Annotated in this window: 19 protein-coding genes; 3 read left to right on the plus strand and 16 right to left on the minus strand. The window is 26.2% G+C overall.

Translation table 11 applies throughout. The annotated features are described in order from the left end of the window. Window positions 1–89: 89 nt before the first annotated feature. The 6 genes from RGC78_RS12790 to RGC78_RS12815 all read right to left on the minus strand — a co-directional run bounded on the left by RGC78_RS12790 (window position 90) and on the right by RGC78_RS12815 (window position 8,672). Window positions 90–1,451, minus strand: a complete 1,362-nt coding sequence (locus RGC78_RS12790) for an MATE family efflux transporter (protein ID WP_309556761.1) — start codon at window positions 1,449–1,451, stop codon at window positions 90–92. A 372-nt stretch (window positions 1,452–1,823) separates the two neighbouring features. Continuing rightward, the gene (locus tag RGC78_RS12795) at window positions 1,824–1,967 is read right to left on the minus strand and encodes a CPC_1213 family protein (protein ID WP_491536912.1); all 144 of its coding nucleotides are present in this window, start codon (window positions 1,965–1,967) and stop codon (window positions 1,824–1,826) included. A 50-nt stretch (window positions 1,968–2,017) separates the two neighbouring features. Beyond that, complete coding sequence (locus tag RGC78_RS12800; RefSeq protein ID WP_252213163.1) at window positions 2,018–2,164, minus strand: hypothetical protein; 147 nt, start codon at window positions 2,162–2,164, stop codon at window positions 2,018–2,020. Between the two features lie 95 nt (window positions 2,165–2,259). Further along, a complete protein-coding gene (locus RGC78_RS12805) occupies window positions 2,260–3,309 on the minus strand; it encodes a galactose ABC transporter substrate-binding protein (RefSeq protein ID WP_252213162.1) in 1,050 nt (349 codons plus the stop codon). Window positions 3,310–3,632: 323 nt separating this feature from the next. Further along, complete coding sequence (locus RGC78_RS12810) at window positions 3,633–4,055, minus strand: UDP-N-acetylglucosamine pyrophosphorylase (RefSeq protein WP_252213161.1); 423 nt, start codon at window positions 4,053–4,055, stop codon at window positions 3,633–3,635. Window positions 4,056–4,367: 312 nt separating this feature from the next. Then, window positions 4,368–8,672 (minus strand): 2-hydroxyacyl-CoA dehydratase, encoded by a 4,305-nt coding sequence (locus RGC78_RS12815; RefSeq protein WP_252226131.1) that lies wholly within the window; start codon window positions 8,670–8,672, stop codon window positions 4,368–4,370. Between the two features lie 198 nt (window positions 8,673–8,870). Between RGC78_RS12815 and RGC78_RS12820 the strand changes: the two genes are divergently transcribed. Further along, complete coding sequence (locus tag RGC78_RS12820; protein ID WP_252213159.1) at window positions 8,871–9,224, plus strand: tetratricopeptide repeat protein; 354 nt, start codon at window positions 8,871–8,873, stop codon at window positions 9,222–9,224. A 49-nt stretch (window positions 9,225–9,273) separates the two neighbouring features. Here RGC78_RS12820 and RGC78_RS12825 read toward each other — a convergent pair whose 3' ends face one another. The 3 genes from RGC78_RS12825 to RGC78_RS12835 are packed head-to-tail and all read right to left on the minus strand — an operon-like array spanning window position 9,274 to window position 12,286. Further along, window positions 9,274–10,338: a transglutaminase-like domain-containing protein gene (locus RGC78_RS12825; protein WP_252226133.1), complete on the minus strand. Its 1,065-nt coding sequence runs from the start codon at window positions 10,336–10,338 to the stop codon at window positions 9,274–9,276. Window positions 10,339–10,350: 12 nt separating this feature from the next. After that, window positions 10,351–10,989, minus strand: coding sequence for a recombination regulator RecX (gene recX, locus RGC78_RS12830; RefSeq protein ID WP_252213157.1), 639 nt, complete (start codon window positions 10,987–10,989; stop codon window positions 10,351–10,353). Between the two features lie 55 nt (window positions 10,990–11,044). Further along, a complete protein-coding gene (locus RGC78_RS12835) occupies window positions 11,045–12,286 on the minus strand; it encodes a M16 family metallopeptidase (RefSeq protein ID WP_252213156.1) in 1,242 nt (413 codons plus the stop codon). A gap of 179 nt (window positions 12,287–12,465) precedes the next feature. Here RGC78_RS12835 and RGC78_RS12840 point away from each other — a divergent pair, with 179 nt between their 5' ends. Both RGC78_RS12840 and RGC78_RS12845 read left to right on the plus strand, forming a co-directional pair. Then, a complete protein-coding gene (locus RGC78_RS12840; protein WP_252213155.1) occupies window positions 12,466–13,137 on the plus strand; it encodes a response regulator transcription factor in 672 nt (223 codons plus the stop codon). Next, window positions 13,137–14,645 (plus strand): HAMP domain-containing sensor histidine kinase, encoded by a 1,509-nt coding sequence (locus RGC78_RS12845; protein WP_252213154.1) that lies wholly within the window; start codon window positions 13,137–13,139, stop codon window positions 14,643–14,645. The genes RGC78_RS12840 and RGC78_RS12845 overlap by 1 nt, the downstream gene beginning before the upstream one ends. A gap of 24 nt (window positions 14,646–14,669) precedes the next feature. On the opposite strand, the gene RGC78_RS12850 is transcribed toward RGC78_RS12845, so the two are convergent. The 7 genes from RGC78_RS12850 to RGC78_RS12880 all read right to left on the minus strand — a co-directional run bounded on the left by RGC78_RS12850 (window position 14,670) and on the right by RGC78_RS12880 (window position 22,850). Then, on the minus strand, window positions 14,670–16,661 hold the full coding sequence (locus RGC78_RS12850) for a fructose-1,6-bisphosphatase (protein WP_252213153.1): 1,992 nt from the start codon (window positions 16,659–16,661) through the stop codon (window positions 14,670–14,672). A 366-nt stretch (window positions 16,662–17,027) separates the two neighbouring features. Beyond that, window positions 17,028–17,888, minus strand: a complete 861-nt coding sequence (locus tag RGC78_RS12855; protein ID WP_252227096.1) for an NAD(P)/FAD-dependent oxidoreductase — start codon at window positions 17,886–17,888, stop codon at window positions 17,028–17,030. Between the two features lie 17 nt (window positions 17,889–17,905). Further along, entirely contained in the window at window positions 17,906–18,220 is a 315-nt protein-coding gene (gene trxA / locus RGC78_RS12860; protein ID WP_252213151.1) for a thioredoxin, read from the minus strand. A 302-nt stretch (window positions 18,221–18,522) separates the two neighbouring features. Next, window positions 18,523–20,229 carry an ABC transporter ATP-binding protein gene (locus tag RGC78_RS12865; RefSeq protein WP_252213150.1) on the minus strand — a complete coding sequence of 569 codons (1,707 nt, stop codon included), beginning with the start codon at window positions 20,227–20,229 and terminating at the stop codon, window positions 18,523–18,525. 240 nt (window positions 20,230–20,469) lie between these two features. After that, window positions 20,470–21,141: an ABC transporter ATP-binding protein gene (locus RGC78_RS12870; RefSeq protein ID WP_252227099.1), complete on the minus strand. Its 672-nt coding sequence runs from the start codon at window positions 21,139–21,141 to the stop codon at window positions 20,470–20,472. Beyond that, on the minus strand, window positions 21,125–21,895 hold the full coding sequence (locus RGC78_RS12875) for an ABC transporter permease (protein WP_252230650.1): 771 nt from the start codon (window positions 21,893–21,895) through the stop codon (window positions 21,125–21,127). Before RGC78_RS12875 ends, RGC78_RS12870 begins: the two co-directional genes overlap by 17 nt. Then, window positions 21,870–22,850, minus strand: a complete 981-nt coding sequence (locus RGC78_RS12880) for an ABC transporter substrate-binding protein (RefSeq protein WP_252213147.1) — start codon at window positions 22,848–22,850, stop codon at window positions 21,870–21,872. The genes RGC78_RS12875 and RGC78_RS12880 overlap by 26 nt, the downstream gene beginning before the upstream one ends. Between the last annotated feature and the right edge of the window lie 38 nt (window positions 22,851–22,888).

Genomic DNA, 22,888 nt, shown 5'->3' on the forward strand with positions numbered 1-22,888 from the left:
TATACTCATTTTAGCATTCCTAAGTTCAATTACTCAGTCCACTTTGCTTATGCATATATCAACACTCTGCTAAAACATAGCCTAATTTATTATACAACTTTATGTTTAAGCCACTTTTCACCTCTAAGCCTAAAGCAATACATTATTCCTCTGATTAACCAATCTGTGTACATTCCAATCCAAATTCCTAAAACACCAAGTCTAAATACTATTCCTAAAATGTATCCTGTAAATATTCTAAAAATCCACATTCCTACAAATGCTGTTAACATAGTATATCTTGTATCTCCAGCTCCCTTTAACCCTGATGATAATATAAAAGAAATAGGCCATACTATTAAAGCCACACTATTACTTTTAATTAATGTAGATGAAAGTTTTATTACCTCTATACTATCTGTATAAAAAGAAGATACCCATTCTGAAATAGGAATAAATATTAAACCTATTGCCACCAAACATACTGTTCCAAATTTAGTTAAATAAACAAGTGTGCTTTTTGCACCTTTTGTATCATCTCGTCCTACATATTGACCTACTAAAGTTGTTGCAGCTAAACATAGTGCATTTCCTGGTACTGCAACAATAGTTGCTATTGATGAACCTATTGCATTTGCTGCTATTGATGCGGTTCCCATAGTTACTATAAATATTTGAACAATTAATTTTCCTGCATTAAAAAGTACTTGCTCAACACCTGCTGGTATTCCTATATTAAATATACTCTTTTGTGTTTCTAAATCAAATTTAAATGGGAAAATCTTTCTCATTCTTATAATTCTACTTCCTCTAAATAAAACAATTCCTATAAGAATTGTTCCAACCAATCTTGCAATTGCAATTGATATTGCAGCACCCTCTATTCCATATGATGTTGTATTTAAAACATATCCTAATAAATTAACATCTTTTATTCCATAAATTAATATATATCCTAAAATTATATTAATAATATTCATAAACATTGTAATATACATTGGTGTTTTTGTATCTCCACATCCTCTTAATACTCCATTTGCAATTTGCTGCACTGCAATAAAAGGATACGTAATAAGTGTAAGTTCTAAATATATTTTTGCATTTGATTTTACTAATTCTTCTGCTGTACCATATAAAGCATTAATCATTGGAACACGTAAAATCCACATTAAAATACTTATTAAAACAGCTAAACAGCATCCAGATACCAAAGCTTGTCTAGCTGTTTCATTTGCTTTTTTATGATTTTCTTTTCCAATATGCTGTGCAACAACTACAGTAGCTCCAACAGATAAGGCTGCAAAAAAAGATATAAACATATTATTTATTGAATCTACCATTCCAATTGCAGAAACCGCTTCTTCCCCTATATGTCCTGCCATCATTGTATTGCATACACCCAAAAGCATAACAAATGTTTGCTCTATTATTATTGGTATAGCTAATTTTAAAACATTTTTTCTTATAAACATATTATAGCCCCCTCTCCCCTCTAGTAACTATATTATTCCCTCTCAGGATAATTTACTAGTTTTTAAATAGTTATTTAGAACAATCATATTATCTTACTCCTAAACTTAAAAATTTTCCAGTAATATATTGTATAATGTTTATACAGTTAATGATTCTGATTCTGAAATTCCTCATTTTCAGGTTGGTAAAAGTAGATATTTTTTTACTAAAGAAGGATTAGATAAATGGTTAGAGGACAGTTACACCCTCAATTTTGATATAAAATAAAAAATCTCCAATTCTAATTTATAAATCAATTCATTTTTTATTCATATAAATAAAGCATGAATAAATTGATTTACTCATGCTTTATCTTATAATTCTTTTCTTTATTAAATTTTAAAATCTGTTGGATCATATGGTTTAGCTTTTGGTTCTCCAAAAACTGCTTTTACACTTTCAGCTTGAGGATTATGATTTACATTTTTCTTTTTTCTTTTATTATTTTCTCTCATTTTATTACTTTTATTACTCATTAATATCACCTCAACATTATGGTGTACACTTGTATTTATTTTATACTTTATTAAAAATGATCTTTTTCTTTATGTGAAGGTGCACCTATCTTTTTTCCATCAATAATACCTAAATCCGAATTTTCTTTAGGGTCTATTTTTCTAAGTTCTACATTTGATTTAGGTCTATCTTTTAACCTATTTTTATTATTGTCCATTTGTATCACCTCGCTTTATTTATATGTTGTGTTTATCATAATATTTTATTCTAATAAGTAAATTATTTTTATTTATACTAAATTTTATTGTTTTTCTATTCAGTGATATATTCTTTATATGGTATACGAATTGTAACTCCTGTGTCATCAAATTCATAGTCTGTATTTTCAATAGCACTTTTACCTGAAATTAAGTTCATCCCTAAAGTATAAAGTGCTTCTGCTTCTGCACGAGGATCTTGAAAAACAGTTCCTGACATAAAACCTTTTTTTATTAATTCTTGTGCTTCTGGTGTTGCATCAACTCCAACAACTATAATTTTTTTTGTTTCATCTCCTTTATTATAATTTTGCTTCTGTAAAGCTTCAATAGCACCTATAGCCATAGCATCATTATTTGCAATTATTGCTTCAATTTTATTACCATATTGATAAAGCAATGGAGTAACAGCTTCTTCTGCTAATTTTCTACTCCAATCAGAAACTCTTAATGCAATTTCTTCAGTTTTTATTCCATTTTTATTAACAGTTTCAATAGAGTATTTTGTTCTTGCAATAGTATCTAGATTATTACGTTCACCTGTTAACATAACATATTGCATTATACTATCTTTATTTACATCTATTTCAGATCTATTGGTATTCCATAAATCAACAAGAATTTTTCCTTGTAGAATACCTGCTTCTTCTGGATTTCTTGCTAAAACAATAGCTTTTTCATAAGATTTTACAGGTATTTTACTAATTGGCTCTCTATTAAATATAATTACTGGAATATTTTTTTCTTTGATTTTATCAATAACTGTTTGTGTAGATTTTTCACTCGTATCAACTAAATTTACTAATAAAAGATCTACTTCATTTTTTAGTACTGTATCTATAGTTTCATTTTGTTTACTTTGATCCCCATTAGCATCAAAAAAACTAAATTCAACTTTACCTACATTTTCCTTTTGAATTTCTTCTAAGTTTTTTTGAATTGTAGAGGTATATTCATCATCAAATTTGTATATTAATACACCTACTTTAGCTGGATTTACTAATTCAACCTTTGAATTAGTAATTATTGAATTTTTATTATAATTTACAAATATTATGATTATCATAAATACAACTATACTAATATTTAATATTTTTTTTAACACTTAATTTTATCCTCCATATAATTACTTTGATTTTATATTTAGTATTTTTTATTAAATGATTTCTTATTTTTCTACACTATCAAATTTAAATTAAATATCATTAATAGTATTAGATTGTGTTTATAAATTATCCATTAAAACATAAATAAACCCATTAAATATTAAAACTAATCTTAATATTTAATGAGCTTCTTTATAAAGTAATTCTCTAAAAACTATTTTATGCTTTCTAATATCTCTAATTCTTCATTAGACAAGCATATAATTTTTTATTAATAAATTTATTTAGTATTTATACTTTTAATTTAATACCTAAAACTCGCTTATTTTATAAGCTTTATTACTTCATCTGCACTAGCTTTTATAGTAAATATCATATTTTCATCAATTCGTAACTTACATTCATTTTGGTTAACTTTTATTTCATTTGAACTAAGTCTGTTTTTATTAGATAATTCTATATATTTAGTTGAAGATATCTCTACATTAAATTTTTTTTCTTTTGCACCAGTAAGCTTTAATGTACTTCCTTGTCCATTATTATCTTTTATTTTTATATCTATAATATTATTTCCTTTACTAATACAACCTAAAGTTAATCCTGGAACTCTTTGTATATTAGCCATTCCTCTTAATGTCATCCAACCACCATTTAATGTTGATTTCACTAGTAAATCTAGTTCATGCTTTTTTTCTAATTTTTTTAAAGCTTGACCTAATTCAAATATTGTTAATTCTAATTTCATCTAAAATTCACCTCTTTATTCTACATAAGTACAATAAAATTATATCTTAACCTGTACACAATTTAAACATCTAAATAATTAGGATATGTTTTAAATATGTGTTGATATATGCAATAGGCAGAGAGGCATTGTAATTGGACTTTGAGACTTCTCAATGAGTATTGTCACACTTACTGCTTGTCTTAATTTTATATTGGGAGCAAGCTAAAATGGGACTATATTCATTTTTAGTATTCCTAAATTCAATTACTCAGCCCACTTTGCTTACGCATATATCAACATGCTACTAAAACATAATCAAATAATAAAATGTTATTCTTTTTTTTCCAAGGTTATACTAACTTCTTTTTTTAACACATTGTCCTTAGATTCTATATTCTTGCATAATATAATTTGATCTTCTATATTTTTAAATGCAACTGAAAGCATTAGCTTAATTCTATTTAATTGATTTACATTTGATGCGCCTGGATCATAATCTATTGCAACTATATTAGACTTTGGATATTTTTCTTTAAGTGCTTTTATCATACCTTTTCCGGTTACATGATTTGGTAAACATGCAAAAGGTTGCATACACACTATATTTTCAGCATCATTTTCAATCAACTCAATCATTTCTGCCGTTAAAAACCAGCCTTCTCCAGTTTGATTTCCAAGCGATACTATTGGTGAAGCTAATTTACCTAATTCTGTTATATGCTTTGGTGCTGTAAATCTACTACTATTGTCTAAATATTTTTTCATAGATTTTCTAAAACTTTCTATATATGCTATAGCCAATTTGCTAATAACTTTATTCTTTAAACTTCCTGCAAGATAATCATGCTTAAAAACATCATCATATGCTGAATATAGGAAAAAGTCTAATAAATCAGGCACTACAGCTTCAGCACCTTCTCTTTCCAATATACCAACTATATCATTATTAGCAGTGGGATGGAACTTAACTAATATTTCACCCACAACTCCAACTCTTGGCTTCTTAATATCTAGTAATGGTAATTTATCAAAAGCTTCTATTATTTCTTTTATATTATTATTAAATTCTTTCTTACTTCCAGTTCTTATAATCTTCTTAGCCTTCTCGTTGAATTTTTCATACAATGAAAATGCAGAACCTTTTTCTTTTTCATATGGTCTTGTCCTATATAGTGTTTTCATAAATAAATCACCATATATTAAAGCCATTAGTGATTTATTTAAAAATTTAAAAGTTACTTTAAATCCTGGTTGTTTTTCTAGTCCTACTGCATTTAAAGATATTACAGGTACATTTTCAAATCCTGCATGTTTTAAAGCCATCTTTAAAAATCCTATATAATTAGTTGCTCTACATCCGCCACCAGTTTGACTTATAATAACTGATGTATTATTTAAATCATATTTTCCTGATTTTAAAGCATTAATCATTTGACCAATGACAATTATAGATGGATAGCATGCATCATTATTTACATATTTTAACCCTTCCTCAATAGCTTTAGTATCAATTGAAGGTAACACTTCAATATTATACCCACTTGCTCTTCCTGCTTCTTCTACTAAATTAAAATGAATTGGAGACATTTGTGGTACAAGTATCGTGTGGGTTTTTCTCATTTCTTTTGTAAAAATAGGATTTTTATATTCTATTTTTTCTTCAATAGGGGCATAATTTTTTCTTAATCTTTCTTCTATTGCAGCTTTTAATGATCTAATTCTAATCTTAGCTGCTCCTAAATTATTTCCTTCATCTATCTTAAGTAAAGTATATATCTTCCCTTTAGCGCTTATTATTTCAGAAACCTGATCACTTGTTACAGCATCTAGTCCACATCCAAAAGAATTTAATTGAATTATTTCAAGATTATTATTTTCTGATACAACTTGTGCTGCTCTATATAATCTTGAATGATAAGTCCATTGATCTACAACTCTAAGTTTGTTTTTTAAAGTACCTAAATGAGATATACTATCTTCTGTTAATACAGCCATGCCATAAGAATTTATTACATCAGGAATTCCATGATTTATTTCTGGATCAATATGATATGGTCTACCACATAAAACTATTCCGTATTTATTGTTATCTTCAAGATATTTTAAAACTTCTTCACCTTTATTTTGTATATCTTTTTTATATTCATCTCTTTCTTTAGCTCCTAAATATACAGCTATTTCTGCTTCTTTTAATGTAACATTATAATCTTTAAATTCTTGAACTATTCTCTTTGCTAATTCTTTTTCATCATTTAATGAAAAGAATGGAGAAATATATTTTATATTTTTATCTTTTAATTCATCAACATTATTTTTAATTACTTCAGGATATGATGTTACCATTGGACAATTATAATTATTGTTAGCACTTACAAATTCATTCTTCTCATATGGTATACAAGGGTAAAAAATAGTTTTCACTCCTGAATCTACAAGTGACATAATATGTCCATGAACTAATTTTGCTGGATAACAAGCTGATTCTGATGGTATTGTTTCTATTCCCTTTTCATATATCTTTTTACTTGACGAAGGTGATAATTTTACACTAAATCCAAGTGCTGTTAAAGTTTTAAACCAAAATGGATAATTCTCATACATATTTAATACTCTTGGAATTCCTATTACTCCTCTTTTAGCTTCATTTTCTTTAAGAGGAATGTAATTAAAAGTTCTCTTATACTTATATTTGTATAAATTAGGAATATCATTTTTAGTTTTATCTACTCCAAGTGCTCTTTCACATCTATTACCTGAAATAAACTCTTCATCAGTAGAGAATTTATTAACAGTCAAAAGACAATTATTTCCGCATTTCCCACATCTCTTAAATACTGCTGTCATATTAAAGTTGTTAATTTTATCTTTAGAAAGTATACTAGATTTTTCTCCATCTACATATCTTTCTTTTGATATTATTGCACATCCAAAAGCACCCATAAGACCTGCTATATCTGGTCTAACTGCTTCTCTACCTGAAACAAGTTCAAAGCTTCTAAGTACAGCATCATTGTAGAATGTTCCACCTTGTACTATTACTTTATCTCCAATATCTTTTTCATCTCTTAATTTAATAACTTTAAATAAAGCATTTTTTATTACAGAATATGATAAACCAGCAGATATATCAGAAATTTCAGCACCTTCTTTTTGTGACTGCTTAACTCTTGAATTCATAAAAACAGTACACCTTGAGCCCAAATCAACAGGTGCTTTTGATTTAATTGCTTCCTTTGCAAAATTTTCAATTTTCATATTTAAGGATTTCGCAAATGTTTCTATAAAAGAACCACATCCAGATGAACAAGCTTCATTTAACAATATACTATCTATTGTTCCATTTTTTATCTTTAAGCATTTCATATCTTGTCCACCAATATCTAAAATAAAATCAACTCCTGGTAGAAAATATTCTGCAGCCTTATAGTGAGCAATTGTTTCTATTTCTCCAATATCAATATGTAATGCTGATTTAATTAAAGCTTCTCCATATCCTGTTACAGTTGTATTTGTAATTTCAACTTCACTTGGTAATTTGGAATATAAGTCTTTTAACATTTGTATAACTTTTTTAAGAGGATTACCCTCATTACCTTCATATAAAGAATATATAAGTTCATCTTTATCATTTATCAATGCAATTTTAGTAGTTGTTGATCCTGCATCTATTCCTAAAAAAGCCTTACCTTTATAATTATTTAAATCTCCTCTTTTTACCTTAGCCTTTTCATGTCTTTTTTTGAATTTTATATATTCATCTTCATTTTCAAATAATACATCTAATCTTTCAACATCATCATCTTTTATTGCAGATAAATTTTTTACTTTTTTTACTATACTCTCAAGATCTGTAAAGTTATTTTTTGTTGATAATAATGCTGCTCCTTGTGCTACAAATAATTGTGGATTTTTAGGAAAAATCACTTCTTCTTCTTTTAGGTTTAATGTTTCTATAAATCTTTGTCTTAACTCGGATAAAAAGAATAATGGTCCTCCAAGGAAAGCTACATTTCCCTTTATAGGTTTACCGCACGCTAGTCCACTTATAGTTTGATTAACCACTGCTTGAAATATAGACGCCGAAATATCTTCTTTACTTGCGCCTTCATTTATAAGAGGTTGTACATCTGTTTTTGCAAATACTCCACATCTTGATGCTATTGGATATATAACATTAAAACTTTTAGCATATTCATTTAAACCACTAGCATCAGTATTTAATAAAACAGCCATTTGATCTATAAATGCTCCTGTTCCCCCTGCGCAGCTTCCATTCATTCTTTGTTCAAGTCCACCTCTGAAATAAGTTATTTTAGCATCTTCTCCACCTAATTCTATTACAACATCTGTTTCTGGAATTATTGTTTCAACTGTTTTTGAACATGCAATAACTTCTTGTATAAATTCTACATTAAGCCATTTAGATACAGAAAGTCCTCCAGAGCCTGTTACGCTTAATGTACAATAAATATTTCCAAGATCTTTATATGCTTCTTCTATTAACTCTATAATAGTACTCTTTATATCAGAATAATGTCTTTCATATTTACTATATACTAATTGCTCTTTATGATTAAGAACAACTAGTTTAACCGTTGTCGAGCCAATGTCTAATCCTATTTTATAGTTCTTCATCTTCAATTTCACCTACTCTAAATTAAAATACAAATTCTATATTAATATTTTTATTTGTATACAACATTATTATTTCAATTTTGTTTTATTTATGTATAGTAGTTATTTTACATGTCTATAATCTAAATGTATTTAATTAGTATATTGGAGATCTTATATATTTTAATAACTTATAAAATAATATATTCGGAGGTTAAAATGAACTATTTTAATGAAGGAAATAAATTGTACAATACTCAAGATTATTTACGAGCTATTGATTGTTATAAAAAATCTGCTACTCAAAAACAAAATGAGGCTTGTTCATATTATAATGCTGGTGTTTGTTTTATTAAGTTAAAGCAGTTTGATAAAGCAATCACTATGTTAAAAAATGCTCTTACTATTCAAAATGAAAGCAAATATTATTTTAATTTAGGCTACTGCTACACTATGAAAAATAAACTAAATAAAGCCTTGCAATTTTTTAATATAGCATGGGCTATTAGCAATGATGATACTGATTGCGAAAAAGCCATAAATTTAATACTTACAAAAATATCAAAAAAATAATATACTTCTTATATTTTATAAGAAGTATATTATAAATATGCTTCTTACTCTACCATTCTCCTGCAATATTATCTTTTATATGTATCTCATCAAAATTATCACAGTCAAAATAATTCCCCGCATTATAAAATGTTGAATCAACTTTAATCCATTTGTTTTCATCACTTAAGTATACTTCATTCCATGCATGACTTATATATTCTTCTCCATTATATGCTTTTCCAGTTATTAATCTAACCTTAAGGTTAGTTGCTCTTGCCATAGCTACATAAAGACATGCATAATCAAAACATATACCATTTCTTTCTTCATATGCACATATGGCACCACTATTTTTTACATTTTCTGAATTTAAAACTCTAGTCGCTTTGTCGTAATCATAAGTTATATTAGAGCCAATCCAAGAATATAATTTTTTTGCCTTTTCTCTATCATTCTTACTTGATGATACTATTTTTCTTGCCTTTTCGTTAATAACATCATTAGATTTTACCCCTTCATCTAAAGTAATCCCATTATAATAAATGATTCTATTCGATGCTATATCCTTAATCAGTCCATTATTTATGATTTTAGATTTATTTTTATCTATAATATCTTCTACTTTATTAAACGCAGTAATATCATTAAAAATATTAATCTGATAAGGATTGTTAGGAATAGAATTAAACATTATTATAGGAACAAATAATATCAATATAAAAATACAAGCTCTAGCGATACCAAATATAGTTGAAAAAATAATTAGTAATGTTTTACTTTCATTTATAACTTTCTTTCCACCGCTAAAAATAGTTGATTGTATTATTGAAATTATAAATTTTATTATAAATTTTATAATTATAAATAAGGCTATAATACCAATTATTTTGATTATTCCATTAGTTAAATATAAATCTCCTAAAATGTTTTTAATAAAGTATGATAATATACTATTAATATTCTCATATTTTAACAAAATCAGCATAAATGTCAATATGCTTGCTATTGTATCTATTATAGGAGCAATAACATAATCAATATTGGAATTCCTTAATACCTTTATTATACTAAACATTATTGACAGTCCTATTATACCAAAAATCATAACTTTGTATAAAAGAATTTTTTCCATTTATGTTCTCCTTTAATCAAAAAGTTCAAAATCCATGGCCTCTTTAACTACGTCTTTGATAATCTCATATCCATAGCCTTTTGATAATAAAAATCTGTATAATTTATTTGATATCTTATACATATCATCTTCCGTTTTTCTAAGACTATTTAGCTTCTTTTGTGCTAAAACAAGTGCACTTTGTTTTTCATTTTCTTTATCTATACTGCTAAGTTCCTCTTCTATAACATCTTTAGATATTCCCTTTTGCATAAGTGAGTATCTAATTTTATTACTCCCTTGAGATTTCAACTTATCTTTAACAAATTTATTAGTATAATCTTTATCATCTAAAAAATCATACTCCTTTAAAAAATCTATTGCCTTAGTTATAGCCTCTTCATCATATCCCTTTAAATTCAATTTATCTCTTACTTGTTTTTCTGTTTTTAAATTTCTTTCTATAGTTCTTATTGCAGCTTCTCTACATTTTATAATAGCATCTTTATTTGCTAATTCCTTAAGTTTTTCTGAATCTACATTATCTTTTACCTTAATTCCCTCTTTATATATAAGTTCAGCACTTATAGAAAATGCATACTCCTCATCTAAAAATACATTAACTCTTTCTTTATTTCTCTTTTGAATTTCTAGTTTTGTTATTTTAGCCATTTGATTTTCTCACCTTAACCTATTTAAATTTGATTTAAAACTGTGTAAAATTTTATTAATTAGATTTTAGTATATGAATAGTTGGACTTTTAAAAACTTTTTTACTCACTTCATTTATTTTGACTTTGTCAATATTATTTAATCGTTCCATATCTTTAACAAATTCAAATATATCTTCACCTTCAAGTTCTTGATGTAACATATAATTACAAAGCTCTAAAGAATCCTCTAATGTTGAAATTACTGCTGTTTTATGAACTTTTTTCATTACGTCTAAATCTCTATCACCTATTTGAATTTTTCCATCAATGATATTCTTCAATGTTTCATCTATTGCACTTTTAGCTTCTTCTAAGTTTTCTTCAGCTACTGATGTGTATATATATAGTGTTTTTATATTAGTACTTATTTCTAAGTTTGTATATATATCATAAGCAAGACCTCTATTTTCTCTTACTTCTCTAAATAAAAGCGAATTAGCGCTCTCTCCCAGTCTATGGTTTAATATTCTAAGTGGTAATTCATCTTCTTTTTCTAACTCGTTGAAAGTATACAAATAAATTATTGTACTTTGTTCTATATCTTTTTTGTACGTAATTTTTGTTATACTCTTATTTTTTTCTTTAACAACCTTTAGATTTTCTGGTTTTTCTCCAGTCCACATACCAAAATTTTCTTCTATTAATTTTATTGCTTCATCATGACTTAATGATGAAACCATTGTGATTAATGAATTTTTAGGTGTATAGTATTTTTCATAGTATTTTTTAATTTCTTCTCTAGTAAATTTATTAACATTGTCTTCAAGACCTGCTACTTCGTATTTTAAAGGACTTTTAGTAAATGCTACATTATTTACATTTTTAAAGCTATAATCTTCTAAGTCATCTTTTCCAGTCCTTATTTCAGCTAAAATTACGCCTCTTTCTTTTTCTATTTCACTTGCTTCGAATTTAGAATTTATAATCATATCACTTAATATTGATACTCCATTATTAAATTCTTCCATCAAACAACTAATTGTATACACAGTAGCTTCGTAATCAGTGTACGCATTGTACTCTCCCCCTAAAGCTTCTAAATCACTATTAAGCTCCTCATCACTTCTTTTGTATGTTCCCTTAAATAAACAATGTTCAATAAAATGACTTATCCCCTTTTGTTCTAAACTCTCATTTAATGCACCCACTTTAACACCTATATTTATAGACGCTATTTGTGTATTCTTGTTTATAGTTATTACCTCTAACCCATTTTTTAACTTATGCCTTTTTATATCAAAATTTAATTTTATCATTCACTCTTCTCCTAATAAATTATAACTACTTAAATATATAAAGTATCTAAAATAAAATTATAACACATTATTTAAACTTCATTAATATGTAGATTCTCTTATTATAGATATATTCTTAAAGTAATGCTAAAATATATAAAAAGTATATAATTCTAATTTTAAAGGAGTGAAGTATAAATATGAGGAAATCAATCTTAATTGTGGAAGATGAACTTAAAATTAGATTTTTAATTAGAGACTATCTTTTAAAAGATGGTTTTAATATTTATGAAGCATCAAATGGAGAAGAAGGACTCTTCCAATTTAGTAAAGAAAAAATTGATTTAATACTCTTAGATATAATGATGCCAAGGATGAATGGGCTAGAGATGCTTGAAAGACTTAGAGAAGTATCAAATGTTCCTGTAATTTTACTTACTGCTAAAGGTGAAGAAGAAGATAAACTTGAAGGATACGAATTTGGTGCAGATGATTATATGACCAAACCTTTTAGCCCTAAAGTTCTGGTTGCAAAGGTTAAGGCATTACTAAAAAGAACAAGAGAAGATTTAGACTCAAGTATTCAAAATTTCAATGGTTTAAGTGTAAATCAACTTTCTCATGAGGTTAAAGTTGATGATAAAATAATACTTTTATCCCCTAAAGAATACGAGCTTTTAATTTATCTAATAAATAATGATGGAATTGCATTAAGTCGTGATAACATATTGGATAATGTATGGGGCATTGATTATTATGGTGATATTCGTACTGTGGATACTAACATTAAAAGACTTAGAGAAAAATTGCTGGACAAATCATCTTATATAGTCACTGTTCGTGGTAGTGGCTACAAATTTGAGGTTAAATAATGAAACATAGCTTATCTAAAAGATTATTTGTAATAACTCTTTGTCTTATATTTGGACTATTATTATTAGTTTACTTTACACAATCTTTCTTGTTTGAAAAATTTTATTTCTATAGAAAAACTTCTTTTTTGGTAAAAGAAATAAGTAAAATACAGACTTTGTATTCTTATCAAAATAATGATGATTATGCTTTATATCAAGTTCTTGATAAATTTGAAAATGACAACAACTCAAAAGTTGCAATTTTTTCCCTAAATGGAGAATTAATGTATCTGCCAAATAAAATTGAAAATAAAGATAACATAGCTATATTAACTAAATTTTGCGATGAACTTATAAATAATAAAACTTTAATTTTAGATGTTATAAATTCATCACAAATAAAAGTAACTAGATTCTACAACAAGGAAGCTGAAAATCAAAAAATTGGTATAATAGCACCTATGTCTTTAAAATCTAATAATGATAGTGTTATAATTTCAGTTTCATCAATTCAGCCAATTGAAGAAGCTTCAAAGATAATTGATGAATTTTATATTTATGTATTTTTAGGTTTAACAATAATAGCTGGTATACTATCCTCTATTTACTCTAATTTAATATCTAAGCCACTTACAAGCTTAAATAATGTGGCTAATAAAATGTCTAATATGGATTTTACTGTTTCATGTGATGTAGAAAGAGAAGATGAAATTGGAAATTTAGCTAGAACATTAAATTTTCTCTCTAAAAATCTTCAAAACGCTTTAACTGATTTAAAACAGAAAAATCAAAAGTTAGAAGAGGATATTGAAAAAGAAAGAAAACTTGAAAATATGAGAAAAGAGTTTGTAGACAATGTTAGCCATGAATTAAAAACTCCTATAGGAATAATTGAAGGCTATGCTGAAGGTCTTAAGGATGGAATAGTATCTGGAGATGATGCACTAACTTATTTAGAAACTATAATTAGTGAATCTCAAAAAATGAATATCTTAGTTAAAAATATGTTAGAACTATCAAAACTAGAATCAGGTACTATAAAACCAAAACTAGAATCATTTAATATTAATAGATTAATTTCTAAAATTTTAAAAAATAATCATTTAAAATTTGAAGAATATGACTTAAAAGTTGAATTTACTTCAAGTAGTCCTTATAGTTATGTTTATGCAGATATATTTCAAATGGATCAAGTAATAACTAATATTATAACTAATGCAATTAAATATACTCCTACACATAATTTAATAAATGTATCTGTAACTGAAGAAAATGATAAATTTAAAATCTCCATAAAAAATATGGGTATAAATATCCCTAAAGAAGAACTTAAGAAATTATTTGATAAATTTTATAGAATTGATAAATCAAGAGAAAGAACTAAAGATAGTACTGGTCTTGGATTATCTATAGTAAAAAATATATTAAAACTTCATAATAGTGAATTTAATCTTCAAAACATAGATAATGGAGTTGAATTTTACTTTTATTTAAATAAAATTGTTATTAATGATGATTGTGAATAAAAGAAATAAGATAAGGTATTTACCTTATCTTATTTCTTTTATTATTCCTTTTCTATATATTAATAATAATTCCTTCAAATCCTTAATTTGAGCTTGTAATTCCCTACCTATATCCGTATCTTCTACTGTTTTTCGTTTAAGTTTTTGCTCTACTACAAGAGTTGTAGATAAAATATCTTTTTCTTTCATTATAGATTCTTCTGTAGATGAGAAGTGTTCATGTGAAACTAATTGTAATCCATAAGAATTATATATTAAAGTATATCCTGCAATACCCGTTTGCTTTTGATATGCCTTAGAAAAACCGCCATCAATAACTATCATTTTACCATTAGCCTTTATTGGACTTTCTCCATTTTTCTTTTTTACTGGCACATGTCCATTTATAATTCTAGATTCATTGGGGTCTAATCCAAATTCTCTAAGTATCATATCACACATTTCCTCTCGATCTCTTAATTTATAATATCCTGTCTTCTTTTCTATATGAGATATTTCGTCATCTATGAAATATCTTTCAAATGTAGCCATTTGTTTTTTACCAAATAAAGGTGATACCGGGCCTGTCCATAAATACCACATTATATCCATTCCATAAGTCTTTTCTTCACTACCAACTTTTTCAAAGTAACCTTCTCTAGATAAAGAATCAAATTTTTCTAATAATCTTTTACTTTTATATTCTTCGCCTTGTATGCACATACTTTTTAAATTTCCTTCATCATCTAAAGGTATACATCCATGAAATAATAAATTAGAATTAAATTTTAAATACATATTTCCTTTAGAAAATAAAAATCTAACATGTTTTTGTAATTTATCACTATTTACAAAAGAATAGACAAGTTTATCTATAAGCACTGATTCCTCATCTGTAAGTTTATATGGATCTTTAGGATCTATTGTTGGAAAATTATTATCATTTAATGTGTATTCAGTTCCGTTTAATATTATAGTCCCTTTTTCATAATCTATTTTATCTAATAACAATCTTCCTTCTAATTCAAATTCAGGTCTTCTATCTATTATTTCCTTTTCTAATTTAAACTGTAATATTGTTATAGCTTTATGCATTTTAGATACTAAATCTACTTCTTGACTTGCAGATGGGTCATCTTTCTTTACTTTTGGAATAAATGATTCACATGGATCATCTTTATAATACTTTAATGCAAAGGTCGCTAAAGGTAAAAGATTTATTCCATAAATTTCTTCAACCAAATCTAGATTTGCATATCGTGTAGATATTCTTAAAACATTAGCAACACAAGTTCTTACTCCTGCTGCTGCTCCCATCCAAAGCATATCATGGTTACCCCATTGAATATCCACTGAATGATATTCCATAAGAGTATCTATTATAATATCTGGTCTTGGTCCTCTATCATATATATCTCCTATTATGTGAAGTCTATCTATAATCATTCTTTGTATTAACTTAGATAATGCAATTATAAATTCTTTTGCTCTTCCTATATCTATAATAGTGGTTATTATCCTATCATAATACTCTTGTTTATCTATTCCATTAAATTGTTCATGCAATAACTCCTCTATTATATAAGCGAAATCAGATGGAAGTGCTTTTCTTACTTTTGATCTCGTATATTTAGATGAACAAAATCTGCATATTTCTATAAGCCTATTTAAAGTTATTTTATACCAATCATCTATATTTCGTTCTTCTTTTAAAACAATATCTAATTTTTGTTCTGGATAATATATTAAAGTTGCTAAACTTTTTATATCACTTTCTAATAAAGATTTACCAAAAAGATCTTCTATCTTTCTTTTTACAACTCCAGATCCATTTCTTAATACATGTACAAAAGGCTCATATTCACCATGTATGTCACTTAAAAAATGTTCTGTACCTTTGGGTAAATTAAGAATTGCTTCTAAATTTATAATTTCTGTAGATGCTAAAGCAATGTTAGGATATTGCTTAGCTAACAATCTAAAATACTTTAGTTTTTTACTGTCTTCCTGCTCATTATTATTCATTTTAACCTCCATAATTCACATAAAATATATTGTTATAATTACTATATATTTAAAATCCCCTCATATAAAACATTAAACCATTTTATACAAATTTTGTCTACGAATAAATTTCTAAACATTTTTTATTTATTGGTTTTATGCTATACTTTTTTCTAATAAAATAAATTTAATTACTCATATTTATGACTTATTCAATAATTAGTATACACTAATGTGTTTTTATAAAAATAACTAAAAAATATTAGAAACTTAATTTTATTAACTTCCTAATTATATAAACTTCTAAATATCTATATGACAAAAACGCATTTTAAAATGTTTTAAATATTTTAAAATGCGTTTTATTTATAAGGTTCTATATTGAATATATATATTAATTTATTTTAATGAATCTAAGTATGCAACAGCACTTAATACTGCAATATTCCCTTCTCCAGCTGCTTTAATATATTGATATGGTTTTCCAGTACAATCTCCTGCTGCAAAACATCCTTTTATATTGGTTTCCATATTTCTTTTAACTTCAACATGACCATTTACTATATTTAAACCAGGTACTAATTCTTTAGGAGATATAAAGTTTTTAAGCAAAAAAACTCCTTCAGTTATTAAATTATTTTCTTTTAAGATTAATCTTTCTACCTTTTCCTCTCCTATAATTTTTACTGGCTTATCTTCTATTATAGTAATTTTATCATTGATATCATATTCACCTCTATACATAGGTATATAATAAACTGTTTTTGCTAACTCACTAACATAGTTAGCATCTTTTTCTCCATCCTTATTATATGATATTATAGATACTATTTTATCTTTATATAATGGTGCATCACATGTAGCACAATATCCTACACCTCTTCCTAGAAATTCTTCTTCTCCATCTAATGCCTTAGTATACTCTACACCTGTTGCTATTATTACACTATTAGATTCATATATTTCTTCATTCCCTATTAATGTAAAGTATTGTCCCATAGCATAAATATTATTTATTCGTTCATTTTTTATATCTATTTCCATAGCATTTATATGATTTAAAAATTTTTCTTTTAAATCTTCACCACTTATGCCATAAAATCCTAAATAATTATTAATTTTAGGAGCTCTCTCTAATTTTGAACTCAAATTACTATTTCCAAAAACAATAAACTTCTTATTTCTTATTTTAGCGTTTAGAGCTGCTGAAAGGCCTGCGGGTCCACTTCCTATTATTGCAATATCATATCGTTCTTGCATAAATTTAAACTCCTAAATTATAAATTATCTTTAATTAAGTCTGATAAAGCTTCTTTAGGTAAAAATCCTATTGATGTTTCTATTGGTTTGCCATTTTTAAATAATTTTATAGTTGGAATACTTCTAATTTCATTAACTCTAGATGATAATGGATTTTCATCTATATCTATTTTAGTAAATTTAACATTTTCAAATTCCCCTTCTAATTCTTCCAATACTGGAGATAACATTCTACAAGGTCCACACCAAGTTGCCCAAAAATCTACCAAAACTAATTCATTACAATTTAAAACTTCATTTTCAAAATTTGAATCATTAATGTGCTTTATCATAAATTTCCTCCTCAATTATTTTCACTACTAAATTTAATACTCTCTATATCAAAATATTCAGTTACTTTAATATTGTTCATATAAAAAGTGATTACTCTTTTCTTTTATTAAAAATGGAAAAAGTTCATAACAGTTATGGTTAAAAGATACAATCTTTCTTAAATTTATAATATTAATTTACCCATAAATAACTTTTTTTATTATTCCTAAAAATAAAAAAAGTTCACAAAACCAACTTAATTTCGTGAACTTTAAATACAATTACCAATTTTTTCATTATTCTTTATATATTTTGCTGTGTTTTAAATTGAAGCTATTTTCTGTAATTTACTATACTCACCATTTAACTTCATTAATTCATTATGACTTCCCTTTTCTATTATTCCCTTATTTCCAATAACAACTATTTCATCTGCATTTTGAATTGTTGATAATCTATGTGCTACAACTATAGTTGTCCTTCCCTCACATAATTTCTTAAGGGATTCCTGGATTATATGCTCTGTTGTATTATCTAAGGCAGATGTTGCTTCATCAAGTATCAAAATAGACGGATTCTTTAAAAATACTCTAGCAATAGAGATACGTTGCTTTTGACCACCTGATAATTTTACGCCTCTTTCTCCAATATAAGTATCGTATCCTTCTGGCAAGCTTTCAATAAATTCATGAATATTGGCCATTTTAGCCGCTTTTATAATTTCATCTTCGCTTGCATTAGTTTTACCATATAATATATTATCCCTTATAGTACCAGTAAATAAAAATACTTCTTGTTGTACTATACCTATGCTTTCTCTTAATGAATCTAAAGTTACATTATATATACTTTTTCCATCTATTAGTATATCGCCATTCATAACATCATAAAATCTAGGAATCAAATTACAAATTGTTGTTTTTCCTCCACCAGAATGTCCAACTAAAGCCAACATTTTTCCGCTTTCTATATCGATGGAAAAATCATCTAATACTTTTTCTCCTTCATAGCTAAAACTAACATTCTTAAATTCTATATCTCCTTTTACATCATGTAATTCAATGGCATCTTTTTTATTCTTTTCTTGATCTTCATTCATAATTTCCATATATCTTTGGAAACCAGTTATACCATTTTGGAATTGTTCCATAAAATTAATTAACTTCTTAATAGGATCTGTAAATAGTCTTATATATAACATATATGCCATAAAATCTCCAATATCTATTATTCCCTTAAAAGTAAATAGACCTCCCCCTATTAAACCTACATAATTTAATATATCTATTCCAAAACCTGCTCCTGAGAAGTATTCAGCCATTACTTTATATGCTTTTTCTCTTGCAAAGATAAATCTCTTGTTTCCTTTTTCAAATTTTTCTTGTTCTGTTTCATGACTAACAAAAGCTTTAGAAATACTTATTCCTGAAATACTATTTTCAAGACTTGCATTTATTGCACCTGTTTTTACTTTTGTATCTAGAAACGCTTTATTCATTTTCTTTCTTTGATACATAGTAAATAAAACAATAAAAGGTATAAATGCAAAAATCAATAATGTAAGTGGAATATTAATTGTGCATAATATAATAAATGAACCTGTAAGCATTACTATTGATATAAATATATCTTCTGGTCCATGATGGGCAAGTTCTGAAATTTCCATCAAGTCATTTATTATTCTTGACATAATATCACCGGTCTTATTATTATCAAAATATTTATTAGGTAATTTTTGAAGATGATTAAATACATCTCTTCTCATATCACCTTGCATTCTTACTCCAACAACATGTCCCCAATATTGCATGAAATAACCACATAATGCTTTAACTAAAAATATAATTAATAATGTTACCGCAAAAACTACTATTAATCTTATATTTTTATTAGGAATAGAATCATTAACTAGAGTTCTTGTCATCATTGGATAAACTAAATCACATAACGCTGCTATAAACGCTGCTATCAAATCCATAAAGAATAATTTCTTATATGGTTTATAAAAACTAATAAATTTTTTTAACATAAAATCCTCCTTTTATTATTAGATCATGTCTTAAATTGATGTTGATATATGCAATAGGTGAAGTGGCATTGTAATTGGACTTTTAGAACTCTTAATGAGTATTGTCAAATTTACTGCTTGTCTCATTTTTACATTGGAGCAAGCTAAAATTGGACTATACTCATTTTAGTGTTCTTAAGTTCAATTACTTAGTCCAGCTTTACTTATGCATATATCAACACACTACTAAAACATATGCTATTACTTAATTAAATTAATAATATCACTCTTAAAATCTTGTAAATCTTCATTAAACATGCCTTTAATCTTAACAGGTCTTTCTCCAAAAACTATTATATTACCATTAAAATATATAGCTTCATCAACATCATGAGTAACTAGTACTACTATTCTACTCTCATTTAACATAATATTTTTAAATTCATCAATTATTTTATATTTTAATGTGTAATCTAAAGATTTGAATGGTTCGTCCATTAAAATAATTTTAGATGGTTTTCCAAAAGCTCTAGCTATATTTACTCTCTGCTTCATTCCACCACTTAATTCTTCTGGATATTTATTTTTTACATCTTCAAGTCTTAATGAAGATAAAATATATTTTATTTTTTCTTTTAGTTCTAACTTATCATAATATTTTTTCAAGGCAAAAATTAAATTTTCTTCAACTGTAAGCCATTCTACCAATCTATCTTCTTGAAATATGTAACTAACTTCATTTTTTGATATTCCTGAAATCTCTCCATCATCAAATTTAAGAATTCCAGCTAACATATTAAGCAAAGTGCTTTTTCCACAACCTGATTTTCCGACTATGCAATTTACTTTGCTATTTTCTAAAGTTAAATTAAACCTTTCGAAAACTATTTCATTATTATAAGCTTTACTTAAATTTTTAATTTCTATTTTCATTTTTCTTCCACCTATATATCCTAGTTTTAAACAAATTATTTATAAATTCAAAAGCTAGTGATAATATCGCAATAAGTACTATCCATGCAAATATTCCACTAGTGTTAAAATTCACTTTTTCAAGTTGTATTGCAGAACCTATTCCATACCTAGGTTGTCCATGTACTTCTCCTGCGATAACAACTTTAAATGCCAAAGAGAAAGTTGATACCAATATACTTGCTAAGTGAAATTTTATAATTGGAACATATATTTTTTTTATTTTTTCTATAAGAGATATTTCATATATATCCATCATATCTATTATTTTTTTATCTATACTATTAAGACTTCCAACTATTCCTTCATATAATATTGGAAATGTTATAGCAAACCCTACTATAAATGGGGCCTTATCTTTATTGAACCAAACCAATACTAACACTACTAATACCATAGTTGGTATAGTTTTAGCAAAAGAATTTATTGGAGCTAATAAAAACTTAAAAAAGGGATACATAAATGTAAGCACCCCTAAGATTATAGCTAAAATTATAGCTAAAATATAGCATAACACAGATCTATATACACTACTAATAAATATTAAATTAAAATCATTTTTACCTATAATTTTAATCATTTCAGTTATTACTTGTTGAATATTTGGTAAATATATATCATTATTTATAATAACTGCAAGAACTTGCCATACTATTAAAAAGAATAAACATGATGCTAGAATACATATTCTATTTTTCCATGTATATTCCTTCATCTGGTATCTTTCCTCCTACCGTTATGTTGTCAAATTCATATAAATTTTTAAAATAAGTATTATATTCACTAATAGAATCTTTTATATCAACGTATTTTATATTAGCCCTTTCCATGGCTGATACTATTATATTTTTATTAGCTGATACACCTATTTCCTCACAGTAGTCTCCTAAAGCTTCTTTGTCTTTATATGCCCATATTGTGCTATTTTCTATTTCTCTTAAAATATTTACAACTAGCTTTTTATCATTTTCTATTAAATCTTTTTTTATTATTATAGTCGCTTGAGGGTAACCATATTTTGAATCATTTTCTTTTTTCCATTCTTCATTTAAATCCAGAAGTATATTTAGATTATCTTTTTTGCTTAATACAGTAGATAACGCTGGTTCTGGTAATACTGCATAATTAGCTTTTCCTGATAAAATTACTGGTGCTATTTCTGTAACTCCTCCAACATAGCTAAGGTTCACATCTTTATCTGGATCTATATTGTTATTTTTTAAAATAGCTTTTGTTATAATATCTGGAGTTAATCCCTTTCCAATATTATAAATTTCCTTACCTTTTAATTCATCTATATTTTTAGAATTATCAGTAGAAACTATATAAAAAGATCCCCAGCCTACTGTTCCAACTATTTTGTAATCACCATTTTTATTATAAGATATAGCAGGTACATTGGATGGTACTATGGCTATATCAGCTTCACTTTTCATTATAGATGTAACAACATTATCTGATACTTTTTCAATGTTATAATTAACATTATATCCTTTTTGAAATCCTGGTTTTTCCTTTATCATTTTAGCTATAGATATTGCTGGAAGTCCATCTGGAACTACAAAATTAATTTCCTTAACTTCATCTATAGTTGTAGTTTTATTTTCTCCACACCCTATAAACATAAATATTGATATAATAGGTATTAAAAATATTGATAATCTCTTCATTAAAATCCACCTTCCTTAATTTTTATTATAATTATCAT

This window comes from Clostridium aquiflavi, assembly GCF_031344075.1.
GTDB lineage: Bacteria > Bacillota > Clostridia > Clostridiales > Clostridiaceae > Clostridium > Clostridium aquiflavi.

What these genes read in the sequence shown, in the direction of transcription:
- RGC78_RS12815 (WP_252226131.1), bottom strand. Translation starts at nt 8,672, where the DNA reads ATGAAGAACTATAAAATAGGATTAGACATTGGCTCGACAACGGTTAAA.
- RGC78_RS12825 (WP_252226133.1), bottom strand. Translation starts at nt 10,338, where the DNA reads ATGGAAAAAATTCTTTTATACAAAGTTATGATTTTTGGTATAATAGGA.
- RGC78_RS12800 (WP_252213163.1), bottom strand. Translation starts at nt 2,164, where the DNA reads ATGGACAATAATAAAAATAGGTTAAAAGATAGACCTAAATCAAATGTA.
- RGC78_RS12875 (WP_252230650.1), bottom strand. Translation starts at nt 21,895, where the DNA reads ATGAAGGAATATACATGGAAAAATAGAATATGTATTCTAGCATCATGT.
- RGC78_RS12790 (WP_309556761.1), bottom strand. Translation starts at nt 1,451, where the DNA reads ATGTTTATAAGAAAAAATGTTTTAAAATTAGCTATACCAATAATAATA.
- trxA (WP_252213151.1), bottom strand. Translation starts at nt 18,220, where the DNA reads ATGATAAAGCACATTAATGATTCAAATTTTGAAAATGAAGTTTTAAAT.
- RGC78_RS12865 (WP_252213150.1), bottom strand. Translation starts at nt 20,229, where the DNA reads ATGTTAAAAAAATTTATTAGTTTTTATAAACCATATAAGAAATTATTC.
- RGC78_RS12880 (WP_252213147.1), bottom strand. Translation starts at nt 22,850, where the DNA reads ATGAAGAGATTATCAATATTTTTAATACCTATTATATCAATATTTATG.
- RGC78_RS12855 (WP_252227096.1), bottom strand. Translation starts at nt 17,888, where the DNA reads ATGCAAGAACGATATGATATTGCAATAATAGGAAGTGGACCCGCAGGC.
- RGC78_RS12795 (WP_491536912.1), bottom strand. Translation starts at nt 1,967, where the DNA reads ATGAGTAATAAAAGTAATAAAATGAGAGAAAATAATAAAAGAAAAAAG.
- recX (WP_252213157.1), bottom strand. Translation starts at nt 10,989, where the DNA reads ATGGCTAAAATAACAAAACTAGAAATTCAAAAGAGAAATAAAGAAAGA.
- RGC78_RS12850 (WP_252213153.1), bottom strand. Translation starts at nt 16,661, where the DNA reads ATGGAGGTTAAAATGAATAATAATGAGCAGGAAGACAGTAAAAAACTA.
- RGC78_RS12840 (WP_252213155.1), top strand. Translation starts at nt 12,466, where the DNA reads ATGAGGAAATCAATCTTAATTGTGGAAGATGAACTTAAAATTAGATTT.
- RGC78_RS12810 (WP_252213161.1), bottom strand. Translation starts at nt 4,055, where the DNA reads ATGAAATTAGAATTAACAATATTTGAATTAGGTCAAGCTTTAAAAAAA.
- RGC78_RS12835 (WP_252213156.1), bottom strand. Translation starts at nt 12,286, where the DNA reads ATGATAAAATTAAATTTTGATATAAAAAGGCATAAGTTAAAAAATGGG.
- RGC78_RS12870 (WP_252227099.1), bottom strand. Translation starts at nt 21,141, where the DNA reads ATGAAAATAGAAATTAAAAATTTAAGTAAAGCTTATAATAATGAAATA.
- RGC78_RS12820 (WP_252213159.1), top strand. Translation starts at nt 8,871, where the DNA reads ATGAACTATTTTAATGAAGGAAATAAATTGTACAATACTCAAGATTAT.
- RGC78_RS12845 (WP_252213154.1), top strand. Translation starts at nt 13,137, where the DNA reads ATGAAACATAGCTTATCTAAAAGATTATTTGTAATAACTCTTTGTCTT.